The sequence below is a fragment of the Thermoleptolyngbya sp. C42_A2020_037 genome (assembly GCF_015272455.1).
In the GTDB taxonomy this organism is placed as follows: domain Bacteria; phylum Cyanobacteriota; class Cyanobacteriia; order Elainellales; family Elainellaceae; genus Thermoleptolyngbya.
Map to the genome: position 1 here is coordinate 44,009 of NZ_JACYLP010000035.1, position 14,353 is coordinate 58,361.

The window sequence follows — 14,353 nt, forward strand, 5'->3', positions numbered from 1 at the left end:
GCGATCGCCCTCCAGTCCTCTCGCAACTTTACTCGCACCTTGAGATGAGCGGCAGATTAGTAGCGTCAGGTTTGGGGGTGGACGGTGAAGGGCGATCGCCCTACAGGGCTTCTTGAGCCATTCGTTTCCGGTTTCGCGGGCTGCACCTCGGTGTAGCTGCCAGACAGCCACCCAGTATTGCTAACCTTTTTGAGTTCTGAAGGGCGGGACATCATCTATGACAGAGCAAAGTTCGATTCAACGATCCGAAAAGCCCGTCGTGTTTCGCAATCGCGTGATCGATAAAAAGCAGTTGCGGCGACTGATTGCCTGGGCCTTCACCCACTACGGGACTGCCCGCACCGCACAGGTAGCCGACGAGCTAAAGGATTTGGGCTTCAAGTTTGCTACGCGGGCGGGGGTGTCGATTAGCGTAGACGACTTGCAGGTTCCGCCCAGCAAGCGCAAACTGCTCGACGAAGCCGAGGACGAAATCCGCAAAACCGAGGAGCGCTACACTCGCGGCGACATTACCGAAGTAGAGCGCTTCCAGAAGGTCATCGACACCTGGAACAGCACCAACGAAGACCTAACCAGTGCGGTGGTTCGCAACTTCCGTGAGAGCAACCCGCTCAACTCGGTCTATATGATGGCGTTTTCTGGCGCACGGGGAAACATCTCTCAGGTGCGTCAGTTGGTGGGGATGCGCGGCCTGATGGCCAATCCGCAGGGGGAAATTATTGACCTGCCCATCAAGACCAACTTCCGCGAAGGGCTGACGGTGACGGAGTATATCATCTCCTCCTACGGGGCACGGAAGGGGCTGGTAGACACGGCGCTGCGGACGGCAGACTCCGGGTATCTCACCCGTCGATTGGTGGACGTGTCGCAGGACGTGATTATTCGGGAGCTAGACTGCAACACGGAGCGCGGCATTCCCATCCGCAGCATGACAGACGGAGAGCGAGTGCTGATTCCGCTGAAGGATCGGCTGCTGGGTCGCGTTCCGGCTGAGGATGTGATCCATCCCGAAACGGGTGAGGTGATTGTTCCTCGCAACGAGCCAATTTCCGACGATATGGCGGAAGAGATTGGTCGGGCTAAGGTAGAACAGGTGGTCGTGCGATCGCCCCTTACCTGCCAAGCCTCTCGCTCAGTCTGTCAACGTTGCTACGGCTGGAGTCTGGCGCACGCCCACTTAGTCGACATGGGCGAAGCCGTGGGCATCATTGCAGCACAGTCGATTGGCGAACCGGGGACACAGCTGACTATGCGGACGTTCCACACGGGCGGCACGGTGACGGGCGAACAGGCTCCGACGATCCGCGCCAGCTTCAACGGCACAGTTCACCTGAAGCTAAAGCGTAAGGACGAAGTGCTGCGCTCTCGCCCCTTCCGCACCCGCCACGGCGAAGACGCGCTGATTATCGAATCGCCCTCGGTGGAAGTGATTGTGGAACAAGGCAGCCGCAAGGAGTCCCACACGATTACTCAGGGTTCCATCCTGTTTGCCCAGGAAGGCGAGTCGGTCGTGGCCGATCAAATCCTGGCGGAACTGCCCGCGACGGGGCGTGTCCGCAAGGTGACGGAAAAAGCCAGTAAGGACGTGGCTTCTGACCTGGCTGGCGAGGTGAAATTTGCTGACCTGGTGCCCGAAGAGAAGCGCGATCGCCAAGGCAACATCACTCGCATTGCCCAGCGGGGCGGCTTGCTGTGGGTGCTGTCGGGCGAGGTGTATAACCTGCCACCGGGCGCGGAACCTGTTGTAAAGAATGGCGATCGCGTCGAAGCCAACAGCATCCTCGCCAAGACCAAGCTGATCACTGAAAACGGCGGAACGGTGCGCCTGCCCCAGGATGGCGAAGGCAAAGCGGGGCGCGAAGTCGAAATCATCACCGCGTCGGTGCTGCTGGATCAGGCCCGCGTCATTGCCGAAAGCCAGCAAGGCCGCGAACACTACATCATCGAAACCCAGCACAACCAGCGATTCTCCCTGATTGCCACACCGGGCACCAAGGTGGTGAACAAGCAGGTCGTGGCAGAACTGATTGACGACCGCTACCACACCCAGACGGGCGGCATCATCAAGTTCTCTGGCATCGAGCTAGAGAAGCGCGGCAAGGCCAAACAGGGCTATGAAGTCGTCAAGGGCGGCACGATTCTCTGGATTCCTGAAGAATCCCATGAGGTGAACAAAGACATTTCGCTGCTGCTGGTCGAAGATGGGCAGTTTGTGGAAGCGGGCACCGAAGTGGTCAAAGACATCTTCTGCCAGAGCAGCGGCGTAGTGGAAGTGACCCAAAAGAACGACATTCTGCGGGAAATCGTGATCAAGCCAGGTGAACTGCACATGGTCGATAACCCAGAAGCCGTCATGAGCCGCAACGGCACGATCGCCAACCCCGGCGAAGAACTGCTGCCTGGACTTGAACTGACGGATCTGCGCTACGTCGAATATGTCGATTCGCCCGAAGGCCCAGCACTGCTGCTGCGTCCGGTGACGGAATTCTCCGTGCCCGACGAGCCTTCGGTGCCCAGCCAGTCTTCGACCAGCGAGGAGTCGGGTCGTGCAATTCAACTCCGGGCGGTGCAGCGGACGATGTATAAGGACGGTGAGCGCGTCAAGTCGGTCGAAGGGCTGGAACTGCTACGGACTCAGCTAGTGCTGGAGATTGATCAAGATGCACAACTGGCCGCAGATATCGAGCTAGTGCCTGATGAATCTGATCCTGAACTGCTGCGCCTCCAGTTGGTGATTCTGGAATCGCTGGTGATTCGTCGCGACGTGCCTGCCGACCAAACCCAGGGCAGCACGCTGACCACGCTGCTGGTGAAAGACGGGGATCAGATCTCGCCAGGAGACGAAGTGGCCCGCACCGAGATCCTATGTAAGGAAGGTGGCGAGGTGCGCGGTGTCGGCAGCAACGAATCAGCCCGCCGGATTCTGGTGGTTCGCGAGTCAGACAAGCTGACGGTTGATACGCAGGGCAAAACGCCTAGCGTTAAAGCGGGCGATTTGCTGGTAGCCGGAGCGGCGATCGCCGATGGAGTCACCATTGAAGAGTCCGGCCAAGTCCTGTCGGTCAGCGATTCCCAGGTGCAACTGCGATTGGCGCGTCCCTATCGCGTATCGGCGGGTGCCGTGCTGCACATCGATGACGGCGACCTGGTGCAACGGGGCGATAACCTGGTGCTGCTGGTGTTTGAACGCGCCAAGACCGGAGACATCATCCAGGGTCTACCCCGGATTGAAGAACTGCTAGAAGCCCGCAAACCCAAAGAAGCCTGCGTGCTGGCGCGGCGGCCGGGCACGGCGCAGGTGGTCTACAGCGACGACGACACGGTGCAGGTGAAGGTCGTCGAAGCGGACGGCGTAATCACCGAGTATCCCATCGGCCCGGGGCAAAACATGCTGATCATCGATGGGCAGGAGGTGGGTGCTGCTGAACCGCTGACAGATGGCCCCGCCAACCCCCACGAAATCCTGGAGATTTTCTTTGACCTGCATCGGGAAACGCTGGGCGTTCACGAAGCCTCGCTGATCAGCCTAGAGAAGGTGCAAACCTTCCTGGTGAACGAAGTGCAGTCGGTGTATCAATCACAGGGGATCGAAATTTCCGATAAGCACATCGAGGTAATCGTGCGCCAGATGACCTCCAAGGCGCGGGTTGATGATGGGGGCGACACCACCATGCTGCCGGGTGAACTGGTGGAACTGCACCAGATTCAGCAGGTAAACGAGGCGATGTCGATTACGGGCGGTGCGCCAGCGGAATATACCCCGGTGCTGCTGGGGATTACCAAGGCCTCGCTGAACACCGACAGCTTCATCTCAGCCGCCAGCTTCCAGGAAACGACCCGGGTGCTGACCGAAGCAGCAATCGAAGGCAAGTCGGACTGGCTGCGGGGTCTGAAGGAAAACGTGATCATTGGTCGTCTGATTCCAGCGGGCACGGGTTTCAATGCCTACGAAGAGTCCACTAGCGTTGACCTCGACGCGCTGGACGACATGGGACTGAGTGATGTGGTGCTGGATGACCTGACCGCTCGCAGCTATGACCTAGACAGCGGCTTTGACGTGTTTCCGCCGCCGGAAGGTCTGGGAATGCGAGAAGGGACTGAGTTTCCGCGTCCGTCGCACGGCTTTGGTGACGATGCCTTCTCTGGTGTCCTCGAAGACGATGAATTGGCCGACGAGTACGCTGACGACGAGGACGATGAGGACGACGAGGACGAAGACTAGGGACGTAGGAGAAGCATAGAGCGCTTGCCGAATGCTTCTCCTACGCTCAAACGCCAGGTTCAAGCGCCCAGTTCAAGTACCAAATTCAAACCCAATTCAAAAAGGGTGGGATGGATCGCCTTCATCTCCCCCTTTTTGCTAAGTCCCTATGCTAAGTTCATAAATCATAAATGGCTTAAACATAAATGGCTTAAAGCAAACCGCTTGCCTCAATTTACCCGCCTCATCATCCGCCTCACATCCGCCTCAATTGTTGTAGTTTTCGTCTACAAAGCCGGGGTTGCTGCGGGCAGGAATTTTCCAGTCTGCGTTTTCGCCGCCAATAATGAGCCGCTCGATCGTCACATAGTCCTTGCTGAACTGCTTCAGACTGTTGATTAACACGTCCAGCGCCAGGGCATCGCTAGTCCCCATATCGATCCAGCAGCGGGCCCAGTTGCCTTCGTACTCGACTTCGCCCATGTTGTGCATCAGCGACATGAGGCTTTCATCGGCCTGGTCATTGTCATAGTCCAAATAGCTGATATCCAGCCCAGTGTCCTGAACCTGCAAGTTTTCGGCATTAAATCCGCCCAGTTTGCCCAGGAAAAACCAGGAGTTAAAGATCTCATCGATGTATTGCTGCTCCATTGCGGACGGCGGCAACGTGAATTCTAACCAGATCCACAGGTTGAAAAAGTCGCATTCTCGAAATTCGACGCGCATAGGCGTTGAGGTGTTGAAGTAACTGGGTGAGAGGCAAGATGTATCTCACACTTCATTCAGCATACGACTTTATAAAGAGATCAAGGGGGGTGTGTCTGTAAAGGGCTGGTTTTTAGGTATTCTGCCCGATCGCCCTTTCGATGTGGCTCAAACCGTGCGCCTCTAGTTTTTGGGCGAGGCCGTCGAGGATGCGGCGCACCATCCACGGTCCTTCATAAAACCAGCCCGTGTAGACCTGTACTAGGCTCGCACCCGCAGTAATTTTTTCCCAGGCATCCTCAGCGGTGAAAATACCGCCAACCCCAATGATGGGCAGGGTTCCGCTGGTCTTCTGATAAATCAGTCGGATGATTTCCGTGGAGCGTTGGCGGAGGGGTGCGCCGCTGATGCCGCCGGCCTCTTCCGTGAGCAGTTTCCCTGTTGCAGCGAGGCGCTGGGTGTGGAGGCGATCGCGCTGAACGGTTGTATTAGTCGCGATGATCCCCGCCAGGTGATGGGTCTGGCAGAGGGCGAGAATATCGGCGATCGCCCCCTCGTCGAGATCCGGCGCAATCTTCACCAGCAGCGGTTTTTGCCCTGCATTTTCTTGCTGCAATAGCCCCAAAATGCGGTCAAGCTGGTCGGCATCCTGGAGCGATCGCAATCCAGGCGTGTTGGGCGAAGACACATTCACCACAAAGTAATTGCCGCAATTCTGAAGCAGCCGGAAGCTGCCGAGATAATCTTCTGCCGCAGACTCCAGCGGGGTCACTTTGGACTTGCCCAGATTAATCCCCAAGGGAAACCGCAACGCAGAGGGGTCAGCGTCTTGAAGGGGCATGGCAGACGCACTCAGGCGGGCAGCCATCGCAGCGGCTCCTTCATTGTTAAACCCCATGCGGTTGAGCGCCGCCAAATCTTGAGGCAGTCGGAACAGGCGGGGGCGGGGATTTCCGGGCTGGGCCTGGAGCGTGACCGTGCCTAGTTCCGCAAAGCCAAAGCCAAAATCCTGCCACAGGTGCGCGACCCGTCCGTCCTTATCGAATCCAGCCGCCAGCCCCACCGGATTCTGAAAACTCAGGCCCCAGAGCGTTTGGCTGAGGGCAGGATGGGCGCTGCAAAAGGCCCGCCGACCCTGCTGTCGCACCCAGGAGGCCAGCGGCGGATTGCGGGTTGCGTCTGCCTCGGCAAGCCCGCTAAGTGCGTCTATCAGCCGACGGTGTAGCCATTCTGGGTCGGCCCGCAGCCCGCCAAACAGCAGCGGACGTAGCCCCTGTTTATAAAGATCCACTTTATAAAGCTCCACGGATATTTCCTTGGTGCTGAATCGTTAGGCTTCCCTGCAAGAGCATTCTGCCGAATCACAAATTGCGATTAAGCCACTTGTGATTAAGCCACTTGTGATTAAGCCACAAAGCAAGAATTAAAGCAGGAAATCTCGCTAGAAAATCTCACTGTATCAAGCGACGATTCAACAATCAATCTTGAGGCTTGGCAAGACTCTTGCAAGACCATTAGCGCCCCCCAAACTGAGTGGGGATGAGTCCATAGGCATGGCTCACAAGCTGTACGTTTGGGCCCTGCATTTGCCAAACCAGCAGTTCCTCTCGGTTAGAACGCTGACCTTGAACCCATAAATGAACGCGGATAAACTCATTCGCCTGATGATCGGATGGAAGCCATTCCCAGCCGAGGATCTCGAACGCACTTGTTCTACCAGAGTTGCGCTGAATCGCGTCACAGTACATTAAGAAATGAGGCAGCGAATTGGCTTTTTGAAACGTTTCACTAGACTGTTCATAAACAGAAAGACAGTCTGCCTGGTTGACTTGAGCATGAAATTTTTGAATCGCGGCTGTAATTTTATCTTGCTTTATTTTTAGATTTGTAATGTCCAGGAATTGATACTTAGCCGTAATTTCTGGTTTACAGCTAAAGGCGCCATTCGTAATATTAAATGAGCAGTTTTTTATCCCCAGCGAGGCTTCTCCGCGAAAGACCGAAAATAGCCCAGAAATAATCGAAGGCACGACAAACACGATGAAAAAAAGAGTTCCCAAGCAGCCCAAGCAGCTTGTTGTTCCAGAGGATTGAGCCATAGAACCTTGCGGGCGATCGCCAAACTCTACCAGCCAGAACCTATTGCTAAACCCTGAGGAACCTATACAGCCTGCTCCCGTTTATTTCTGACAAAGTTTATTTCTGATAAAGCCTCATGCCCTGAGACGGCAAACGGTTATTTCAAGACAGTTATTCCAAGACGGTTATTGCAATATGTAGCATTCTGTCAGCAGGGTTCCCCAGATGCCCTAAGCTAGTTAAGGTTTTTACTACTCAAACTACCGTCGTGTCTGAACTGCTCTACACGGGTTTACGCGAAGGGATACAGGGAGCGTTGTGGCTGGTGCATTTGGTACTGGTTCCAGTCTGTTTTGTGATGGCTTGGGGCATGGTGGGGCTGGTGGTCTGGAACCTGATTTCGGCAGGGCGAGACGGGCTGGCCCAGGCGCAACAAATGCACAAGATTCCCTGTTCTGAATGTCGATTTTTTACGGGCGATTATCACTTGAAATGCACGGTACATCCGGAGCGAGCGCTGTCGGAAGAGGCGATGAATTGTGCAGACTACGAGCCGCAAAGGTGGGGATAATTCTAGAACGGTACTGGTTTAGAACGGTACTGGAGCTTTTAGCGTTAGCGTTTCGTGCGTTTGCGGATGCTTGACCGTTATCTGGTGAGCGTGCAGATGGAGCCGAGGCGCGTGTGCTAGGCAACCGTAGAGGCGATCGCCCAAAATCGGCATTCCCAGACCCGCCGCGTCTGCCGCATGAACCCGGAGCTGATGCGTGCGCCCGGTCACAGGCACTAGCTCTACCCGACTGCGCCATACCCCATCGAATTCACAGTGCTCCTGTCTAAGCAGGCGCACTTGGGTCTGGCTGGGCTTGCCCCGCTGCCCATCGACCTGCTGCCGGGGACGCTCGGCCGGGTCGCCCCACAGCGGCAGACAAATTTCATCAGGAACGGACGCTAGACAGCCAGATAGCAGCGCTTCGTAGCTCTTTCGCACTTGGCGCTGCTGAAACTGCTGATGGAGCGCCCGGTGAGTTTCTGCGTCTTTTGCCAGCAGCAGCACGCCGGAGGTGTCTTGATCGAGCCGATGCGTGGAATAGAGCCGTGAGTGGGTTGGGAGTCGGGCGATCGCGCTATCTTGTCCATAGCGACCGGGCACCGACAGCAGTCCACTGGGCTTATTGACAGCCAACAGCCACGGGTCTTCGTATAGAATCCCTAGCGGTTCCGGTGCAGTGGTCTTCAAGACCTGAGCCGACAAGCCCGACAGCAAGAACCCCATTAGCGGCTGACAGCGCTCTGCACAGGCTTCATAAAACTGTCCTTGCACCCGATGCTCTCGCGCAGGCGACGGCCCCCACCAAAACTCCGCTAGGGCGATCGGCGTTAGTCCGTGGGTTGCTGCATAATGCAGAAGCTTTGGGGCGCAGCAGTCGCCCGTCCCGGTGGGCAAAAAAACAGACGGCATCAGCGCTTGCAGGGGTTGAGAGTCGCCCGCAAAGTTGGTGAGATGATGAGCGGTGTAAAATTCTGCCTGGAGTTGTCGAGATAGACTTTTGCGCTGCTGTTTCAGTTCTACAATCCGTGCATTTGCCTGGTCAATTTCTTGCTCTAGAGGCAAGAGGATAGCATTCCACTTTGCTTTCAAGTTGCGGCGCTCGATGCCATCCTGCTGGCTTTGATGATTAAGCGCCTGAAGTGCGATCGCCACTGTGTCGTCTTCCGGGCGCTGGCGCAACTGCTGCCGAGTGCGATCGCGGGCTTGCTTTCGATTCTGGTGCAGATCCGAAAGCTGCTTTAGTTCATCTTCAAACTTGAGTTTTTCAGCATGATAAACCTGGCGAACCGATAGAGTTTCTAGCTGGATAAGCTCCTGCTTAATTGCTTGCAGCGCACTCAGCGTTTCTAGTTCTAATGCAGCAATGCGATCGCGTCCCGGAATGAGCGGCACCCATCCTTCTTTGGTGCTGCTGCCATTGAGCAGTCCAGAAAACGCTTTGAGAAAATACAGTTCATTAGCTTGCGCTTTGACGAGCAAAACGCCGTACATCTTGCCTTCACGGTTGCAGTCCTCACAGGCTGCGAGTTCCTGCATGAGAGCGTGGGCGATCGCCTCTGCAAAGCGGGTTCGGGGCAGACATAGCCACCTGCCTGAACGCGGACACGCCCCACCATACCAGCCCGTCACAGTTGCATCTGCGAGAGACGCTTTAGCGCAGGATGGTAGCGGATGGAGCGTGTGGGCGATCGCTTCAGAATAAAGGCTCAGCAAGGCTCACAAGCTATACACTGGCGGTCGTCGGCGGGTAGCAGACCTTGGTGCCGCCCAGTCCGCAATAGCCCCCCGGATTTTTGGCAAGATACTGCTGGTGATAGTCCTCCGCGTAATAGAACTCTGGCGCATCCAGAATTTCAGTGGTGATGCTGCCATAGCCTTCTGATTTGAGAGCAGCCTGATAGCGCTGGAGAGAGGCTTCGGCGGCTTGCCGCTGGGCTTCAGAATAAACGTAAATTCCAGAGCGATACTGCGTGCCTACGTCATTCCCTTGGCGCATTCCCTGAGTGGGGTCGTGGCTTTCCCAAAACACCTTGAGCAGGTCTTCGTAGGAAATCACCGACGGGTCGTATACGACGCGCACGACTTCGTTATGCCCTGTCAGACCGCTGCACACTTCCTGATAAGTGGGGTTGGGCGTGATGCCCGCTGCGTAGCCTACGGACGTGCTGTATACGCCCTCCTGCTGCCAAAACTTGCGCTCTGCGCCCCAAAAACAGCCCAACCCAAACAGCGCCAGTTCCATCCCGTCGGGGAATGGCGGCTGAAGCGGGTTGCCGTTGACGAAGTGGCGATTTTGAATCTGCATTGGCTGCGATCGCCCCGGCAAAGCCTCTTCAGGAGTCGGCAGCGCCAGCTTTTTACCAAACCCAAATAGCACCATAGCGGTTTACCAACTGTCTCTAGAAGTGTGCAAAAGAAGCATACAGATCATTTTCAATAAGAAGTAAAAGTCCAGCAGAACGACCTAGCGCTTAAATCAAGCACTCCTAAATCAAGGGCGCAGAGAATTCATACTTCTTTACTTCTTCTCTCATAGTACCGCAACCTTAAAATGCTGGAGAGAGAAGCCCTAATATCAAAACCCTAATACCAAAAAGCGATCGAGTGCATCCCAGTTCTGTAAGACTCATCTTGAGAATTGCCCATTGAGGTAGGCACAACGCTGCTTCAGCACCTATGGGACGTTATCTTTGTCCCACAGCGTCCAAGCTGCAAACTAAGCTGAGGTAAGCCTGACTCAGGGTTTTCGAGCATTCGCCTGAGCGAGTTGATCCGGGGTGAAGCGCTCCACAATGCTGAGGGGTAGCTGGTCATCCTGGAGTTGCTCGATGTAGCGGGCGCTGAGAAAAGGGCGGTAGGTCTCGTCCTGATTCAGATAGGTTTGGAAAAAGGCGAGGCTGATGGTGCGGAGATAGTAATGGGCGATCGCCGGATCGGGGCCCACGACTTCCGGCGGCAGGTTAACCGCCACATTGTCTGCTGCGGGGACATCGATCGCGGAAAAGTGGGTCGCGTTTTGCAGCAGCAGCAGATAGCGGTGGGGTGTCGTCAGCCAGGTAAAGGGCGTAATTTGCTCCGGCAGCGCAGGGGTGACCGTATCGGCTCCGCTGGCAACGATTAGCGTGGGCACATCCAGCGTCGCATAGCCTTCTTCCCCAAACAGGCTGCTGCCCAGGGTGTTGATGGCGATAATGGCTTTTACCCTGGGATCGCGCAGGTTGTTGGAATCCAGCACCCAGTTTTGCAGGCGACATTGCAGCAGCAGCGACAGGTTCAGGGTTTCATCAAGCTTGCATTCCTGGTTTAGCCGACTGAGATCAATCGGGGTGCCCGCGATGGCAAAGGCTGTGTAGCCACCGAGCGACTGTCCAACCACGCCCACTTGCTCGGTATCGATCAAGTTCTTGAAGCGGGGGTCTCGCTCCAGCGTGTTGAGCAGACAGGTAATGTCTTGGGGGCGCTGGACAAATTCAGCGGGTTCGGTTTCGTTGCGAACAATCCCGTCGATCAGGTCTTCTAGGCGTTTGGTGTTGCTGCCAGGGTGTTCTGGCACCGCAACCGCAAAGCCATAGGACGCGAGATGTTGGGCAATGTAGCTGAAGGTGAGACGATTGGAGCCTAGCCCGTGGGAGATGACCACCAGCGGCATCGCATTGGGCGGCTGATTTTGACGATCTGCGACAGGCAGGTATAGATCGACCTCCAGCGGGCGATTGCCAAAGCGTCGTCCCACAAAGGTCGGGCTATAGTCAGCAGGGGAATGCAGACTGGTAGCAGTATTCAAACAGCCGCGAAACTGTTCCTGCGTGAGGGTCTGAAGCGAAACCGTGTAGCGGCCGGGACGCACCGGATTGATCTGGGACGTGGAAACCACTGGCTCCAGGCGGGCATTGTCTTCGGAAATCAGGGCGATCGCATCAATGGCCTGCTTGGTCTGGTTCACCAGCCGTTCGATGGACGAAATAATAGAAAACGCGCGGGTCAGGTCAATCCGCATCGTGTCTACTGGAAAATGCTCTAGCACATTGAGCGGGGTTAGCCCGTTTTCCCCGTCGGCCGCCGCTAGCACCAGAGCCGACCGCAGTGCCCGCTTGCCCGACAGGTTGGACCCGGTGCGAACGACTTCGCCCAGCCGTTGTAGCAACAGTTCGCCCTGGTCGGAATAGAGAAACTGGGACACGGCCCAGGGGGTCAGGTTTAGCTCCAGCCGGGTTTTGAGGAGTTGTTCGAGCTGTTGGAGTTGTTCTTCTGTGGCGTAGTGTCGGGCATAAACCCGCAGGTTTTCGGTATAGCGCCCCTCTTCGGCATAAATCCGCAGGGCGCGGACGGAAATTGAGCGCTCAAACGGCCCCAGCGACACCAGCACCCGCTCGGCTGCGCGGAGGGGCGGGGCGACGAGCGCTAGGGGCAGGGCAAAGGCGGATGCGAGCAGGGCCCGCCGCCAGCGTTTATTGCTGCAAATGGGGTGTCTGGGGTTGCATTGTGGCGATCGCCCGACCCTCAGCCCGCTTGCGCCGCTATTGCCAACCTGCTGACCAACCACGCCCACAATCCATCGGCGCAGGCAGCGTCGAACGGACAGGGCAGACGAAAACAAACCAGGAGGCACAGACATCGGTCAGGATTTGGCGTAGGTTGGCTTTGGAAAAACGCTTAGGACGGCACTTCCTCCGAATTTGACAACAATTTGAGGAGATCTGCCTCTGACAATTGGGTGATTTTTAGGGCGATCGCCTTTTCCAATTTTGACCCCGCTTCTTCGCCCACGACGACGAAATCAGTCTTTTTGCTGACAGAACCCGTCACCTTGCCGCCCGCTGCTTTAATCAGTTCAGCGGCTTCGTCTCGTTTTAGCGTGGGCAGCGTGCCCGTCAGCACGAAGGTCTTGCCTGCGAGGGTTTGGGGCCCGTCGGGGGTGGGGCGCGTTTCGCCTGCCAGCGTCAGCCCCGCCGCCCGCAGCCGCTCCACCAGAGCCTGGTTTGCAGGCACGCGGAACCACTGATAAACCGACCGGGCGATTTCTGGGCCAATGCCGTAGACAGCGGCAATGTCCGATTCTTCAGCGGCGGCTAGGGCTTCGACGGTTGGAAAGGCTTCGGCCAGCGTTTGCGCGTTGACTGCGCCGACGTGCCGGATACCCAGACCAAATAGGACGCGCCACCAGGGTTGGGTTTTGGATTGGGCGATCGCCCTAATCAGATTTTCGGCGGATTTTTTGCCCATCCGGTCAATGCCGATCAGTTGCTCCGCCGTCAGGTCATACAGGTCGGCCACGCTGTTCAACAAGCCGCGATCGCCCAACTGCTGCACCCACTTCTCGCCCAGCCCGTTGATATCGAGCGCCTGCCGCGATGCCCAGTGAACCAGCGACCCGCGCACAATTGCCGGACAGGATGAATTCACGCAGCGGGTGACGGCTTCATCTTCCGGGCGCACCAGCGGCTGTCCGCACACGGGGCACTCGGTCGGCATCTGAAACGGCTCCGCCCCGGCGGGTCGCAGTTCCGGCAGCACGCGCACCACTTCGGGAATGATTTCGCCCGCCTTTCGCACAATCACCGTATCGCCCACGCGCACATCCAGCGCCGCGATGAAGTCGGCATTATGCAGCGTCGCCCGCGAGACGGTCGTGCCCGCAAGCTGCACCGGGGCCAGCTCTGCCACCGGAGTCACCGCGCCCGTGCGCCCCACCTGCACCGAAATGCCCTGCACCACGGTCGGCGCTTCCTCAGCGGGATACTTGAGGGCGATCGCCCAGCGCGGAAACTTTTGGGTAAAGCCCAGCCGTTCCTGCAACGCCAGCCCGTTCAGCTTGATCACCAGCCCATCGGTGAGGTAGGGCAGGTCAAACCGGGCCCGCTCCCAGTGGTCGGCAAACTGGCGCACCTCCGCCAAAGATTCGCACAGCTTGCGGTTCGGATTCACCCGAAAGCCCAGCGTTTGCAGCAGATCCAGCGCTTCCCACTGAGACGTAGGCTTAGGGAAATCCCCATCTCCTGCAAGATGCAGCGTGTAGGCAAAAAAGTCGAGCCGTCGCCGCGCCACAATTCGCGAATCCAACTGGCGCAGGGTTCCCGCCGCCGCGTTGCGCGGATTGGCAAACAGCGCCTCGCCCGCTTCCTCGCGCTCCTGGTTAATCTGCTGAAACACGTCCAGCGGCAAAAACGCCTCGCCCCGCACCTCCACCACAGGCGGCAGGTTCTCGCCCTTCAGCCGCAGCGGAATCGAGCGAATCGTCCGCACGTTGGGCGTAATGTCTTCCCCCGTCACGCCGTCGCCCCGCGTCGCCCCGCGCACCAGCAGCCCGTTTTCGTAGGTCAGCGCCAGGGCAGAGCCGTCGATTTTTAGCTCGCAAACATAGGCCGAGTCGGGCAGTGTGGGCGGCTCATCGGCAACGGTGGCGTAATAGCGTCGCCAGCGGGTGTCCCAGGTAGCAACTTCTTCTAGGTTAAAAGCATTCTCCAGGCTGTAGAGCGGAATGTTGTGGCGGACGGAGGTGAACTGGGACGAGGGGCGATCGCCCACGCGCTGGGTGGGACTGTCGGGCGAAATGAGATCTGGGTGGGCCGCTTCGAGTTCCTGAAGCTCTCGATAAAGCTGGTCATACACGGCATCCGGCAACTGCGGCGCATCCAGCACGTAATATTCGTAGCTGGCCTGGTTCAGCAGGTTCCGCAGTTCGGCGGCCCGCTGCGCTGGCGTAGGGGCTTGGGGAGAAGCAGTTGCAGAATTGGGAGGTTTGGCTGCCACGGTCGGTCTGGGGTAAAAGCGCAGGTTGATGATTCGCTTCTCGATTTTAGAATCAGCCTTGCGCC

General features: G+C 57.3%; 10 protein-coding genes. 2 read left to right on the forward strand and 8 right to left on the reverse strand.

What is annotated here, in order from left to right; genetic code table 11:
• Positions 1–65: 65 nt before the first annotated feature.
• The gene (locus tag IGS16_RS11480) at positions 66–212 is read right to left on the reverse strand and encodes a hypothetical protein (protein WP_297085549.1); all 147 of its coding nucleotides are present in this window, start codon (positions 210–212) and stop codon (positions 66–68) included.
• Positions 213–217: 5 nt separating this feature from the next.
• Here IGS16_RS11480 and IGS16_RS11485 point away from each other — a divergent pair, with 5 nt between their 5' ends.
• Positions 218–4,222, forward strand: a complete 4,005-nt coding sequence (locus IGS16_RS11485) for a DNA-directed RNA polymerase subunit beta' (RefSeq protein ID WP_297085551.1) — start codon at positions 218–220, stop codon at positions 4,220–4,222.
• A 246-nt stretch (positions 4,223–4,468) separates the two neighbouring features.
• Here IGS16_RS11485 and IGS16_RS11490 read toward each other — a convergent pair whose 3' ends face one another.
• The 3 genes from IGS16_RS11490 to IGS16_RS11500 form a co-directional block, all read right to left on the reverse strand.
• Positions 4,469–4,927, reverse strand: coding sequence for a DUF3531 family protein (locus tag IGS16_RS11490; RefSeq protein WP_172353951.1), 459 nt, complete (start codon positions 4,925–4,927; stop codon positions 4,469–4,471).
• A 112-nt stretch (positions 4,928–5,039) separates the two neighbouring features.
• A complete protein-coding gene (locus IGS16_RS11495; protein WP_367185783.1) occupies positions 5,040–6,197 on the reverse strand; it encodes a quinone-dependent dihydroorotate dehydrogenase in 1,158 nt (385 codons plus the stop codon).
• Positions 6,198–6,420: 223 nt separating this feature from the next.
• Positions 6,421–7,005, reverse strand: a complete 585-nt coding sequence (locus IGS16_RS11500) for a hypothetical protein (protein WP_297085555.1) — start codon at positions 7,003–7,005, stop codon at positions 6,421–6,423.
• Positions 7,006–7,343: 338 nt separating this feature from the next.
• Here IGS16_RS11500 and IGS16_RS11505 point away from each other — a divergent pair, with 338 nt between their 5' ends.
• Positions 7,344–7,556, forward strand: a complete 213-nt coding sequence (locus tag IGS16_RS11505) for a hypothetical protein (protein WP_367185784.1) — start codon at positions 7,344–7,346, stop codon at positions 7,554–7,556.
• An 18-nt stretch (positions 7,557–7,574) separates the two neighbouring features.
• Here the strand turns inward: IGS16_RS11505 and IGS16_RS11510 are convergent, their stop codons facing one another.
• From IGS16_RS11510 to ligA, 4 genes are all read right to left on the reverse strand, one after another.
• The gene (locus IGS16_RS11510) at positions 7,575–9,251 is read right to left on the reverse strand and encodes an RluA family pseudouridine synthase (protein WP_297085558.1); all 1,677 of its coding nucleotides are present in this window, start codon (positions 9,249–9,251) and stop codon (positions 7,575–7,577) included.
• A gap of 10 nt (positions 9,252–9,261) precedes the next feature.
• Entirely contained in the window at positions 9,262–9,918 is a 657-nt protein-coding gene (gene msrA, locus IGS16_RS11515) for a peptide-methionine (S)-S-oxide reductase MsrA (protein WP_297085559.1), read from the reverse strand.
• A 357-nt stretch (positions 9,919–10,275) separates the two neighbouring features.
• The gene (locus IGS16_RS11520; RefSeq protein WP_297085561.1) at positions 10,276–12,153 is read right to left on the reverse strand and encodes an alpha/beta hydrolase; all 1,878 of its coding nucleotides are present in this window, start codon (positions 12,151–12,153) and stop codon (positions 10,276–10,278) included.
• 38 nt (positions 12,154–12,191) lie between these two features.
• Complete coding sequence (ligA, locus tag IGS16_RS11525; RefSeq protein ID WP_297085563.1) at positions 12,192–14,288, reverse strand: NAD-dependent DNA ligase LigA; 2,097 nt, start codon at positions 14,286–14,288, stop codon at positions 12,192–12,194.
• Between the last annotated feature and the right edge of the window lie 65 nt (positions 14,289–14,353).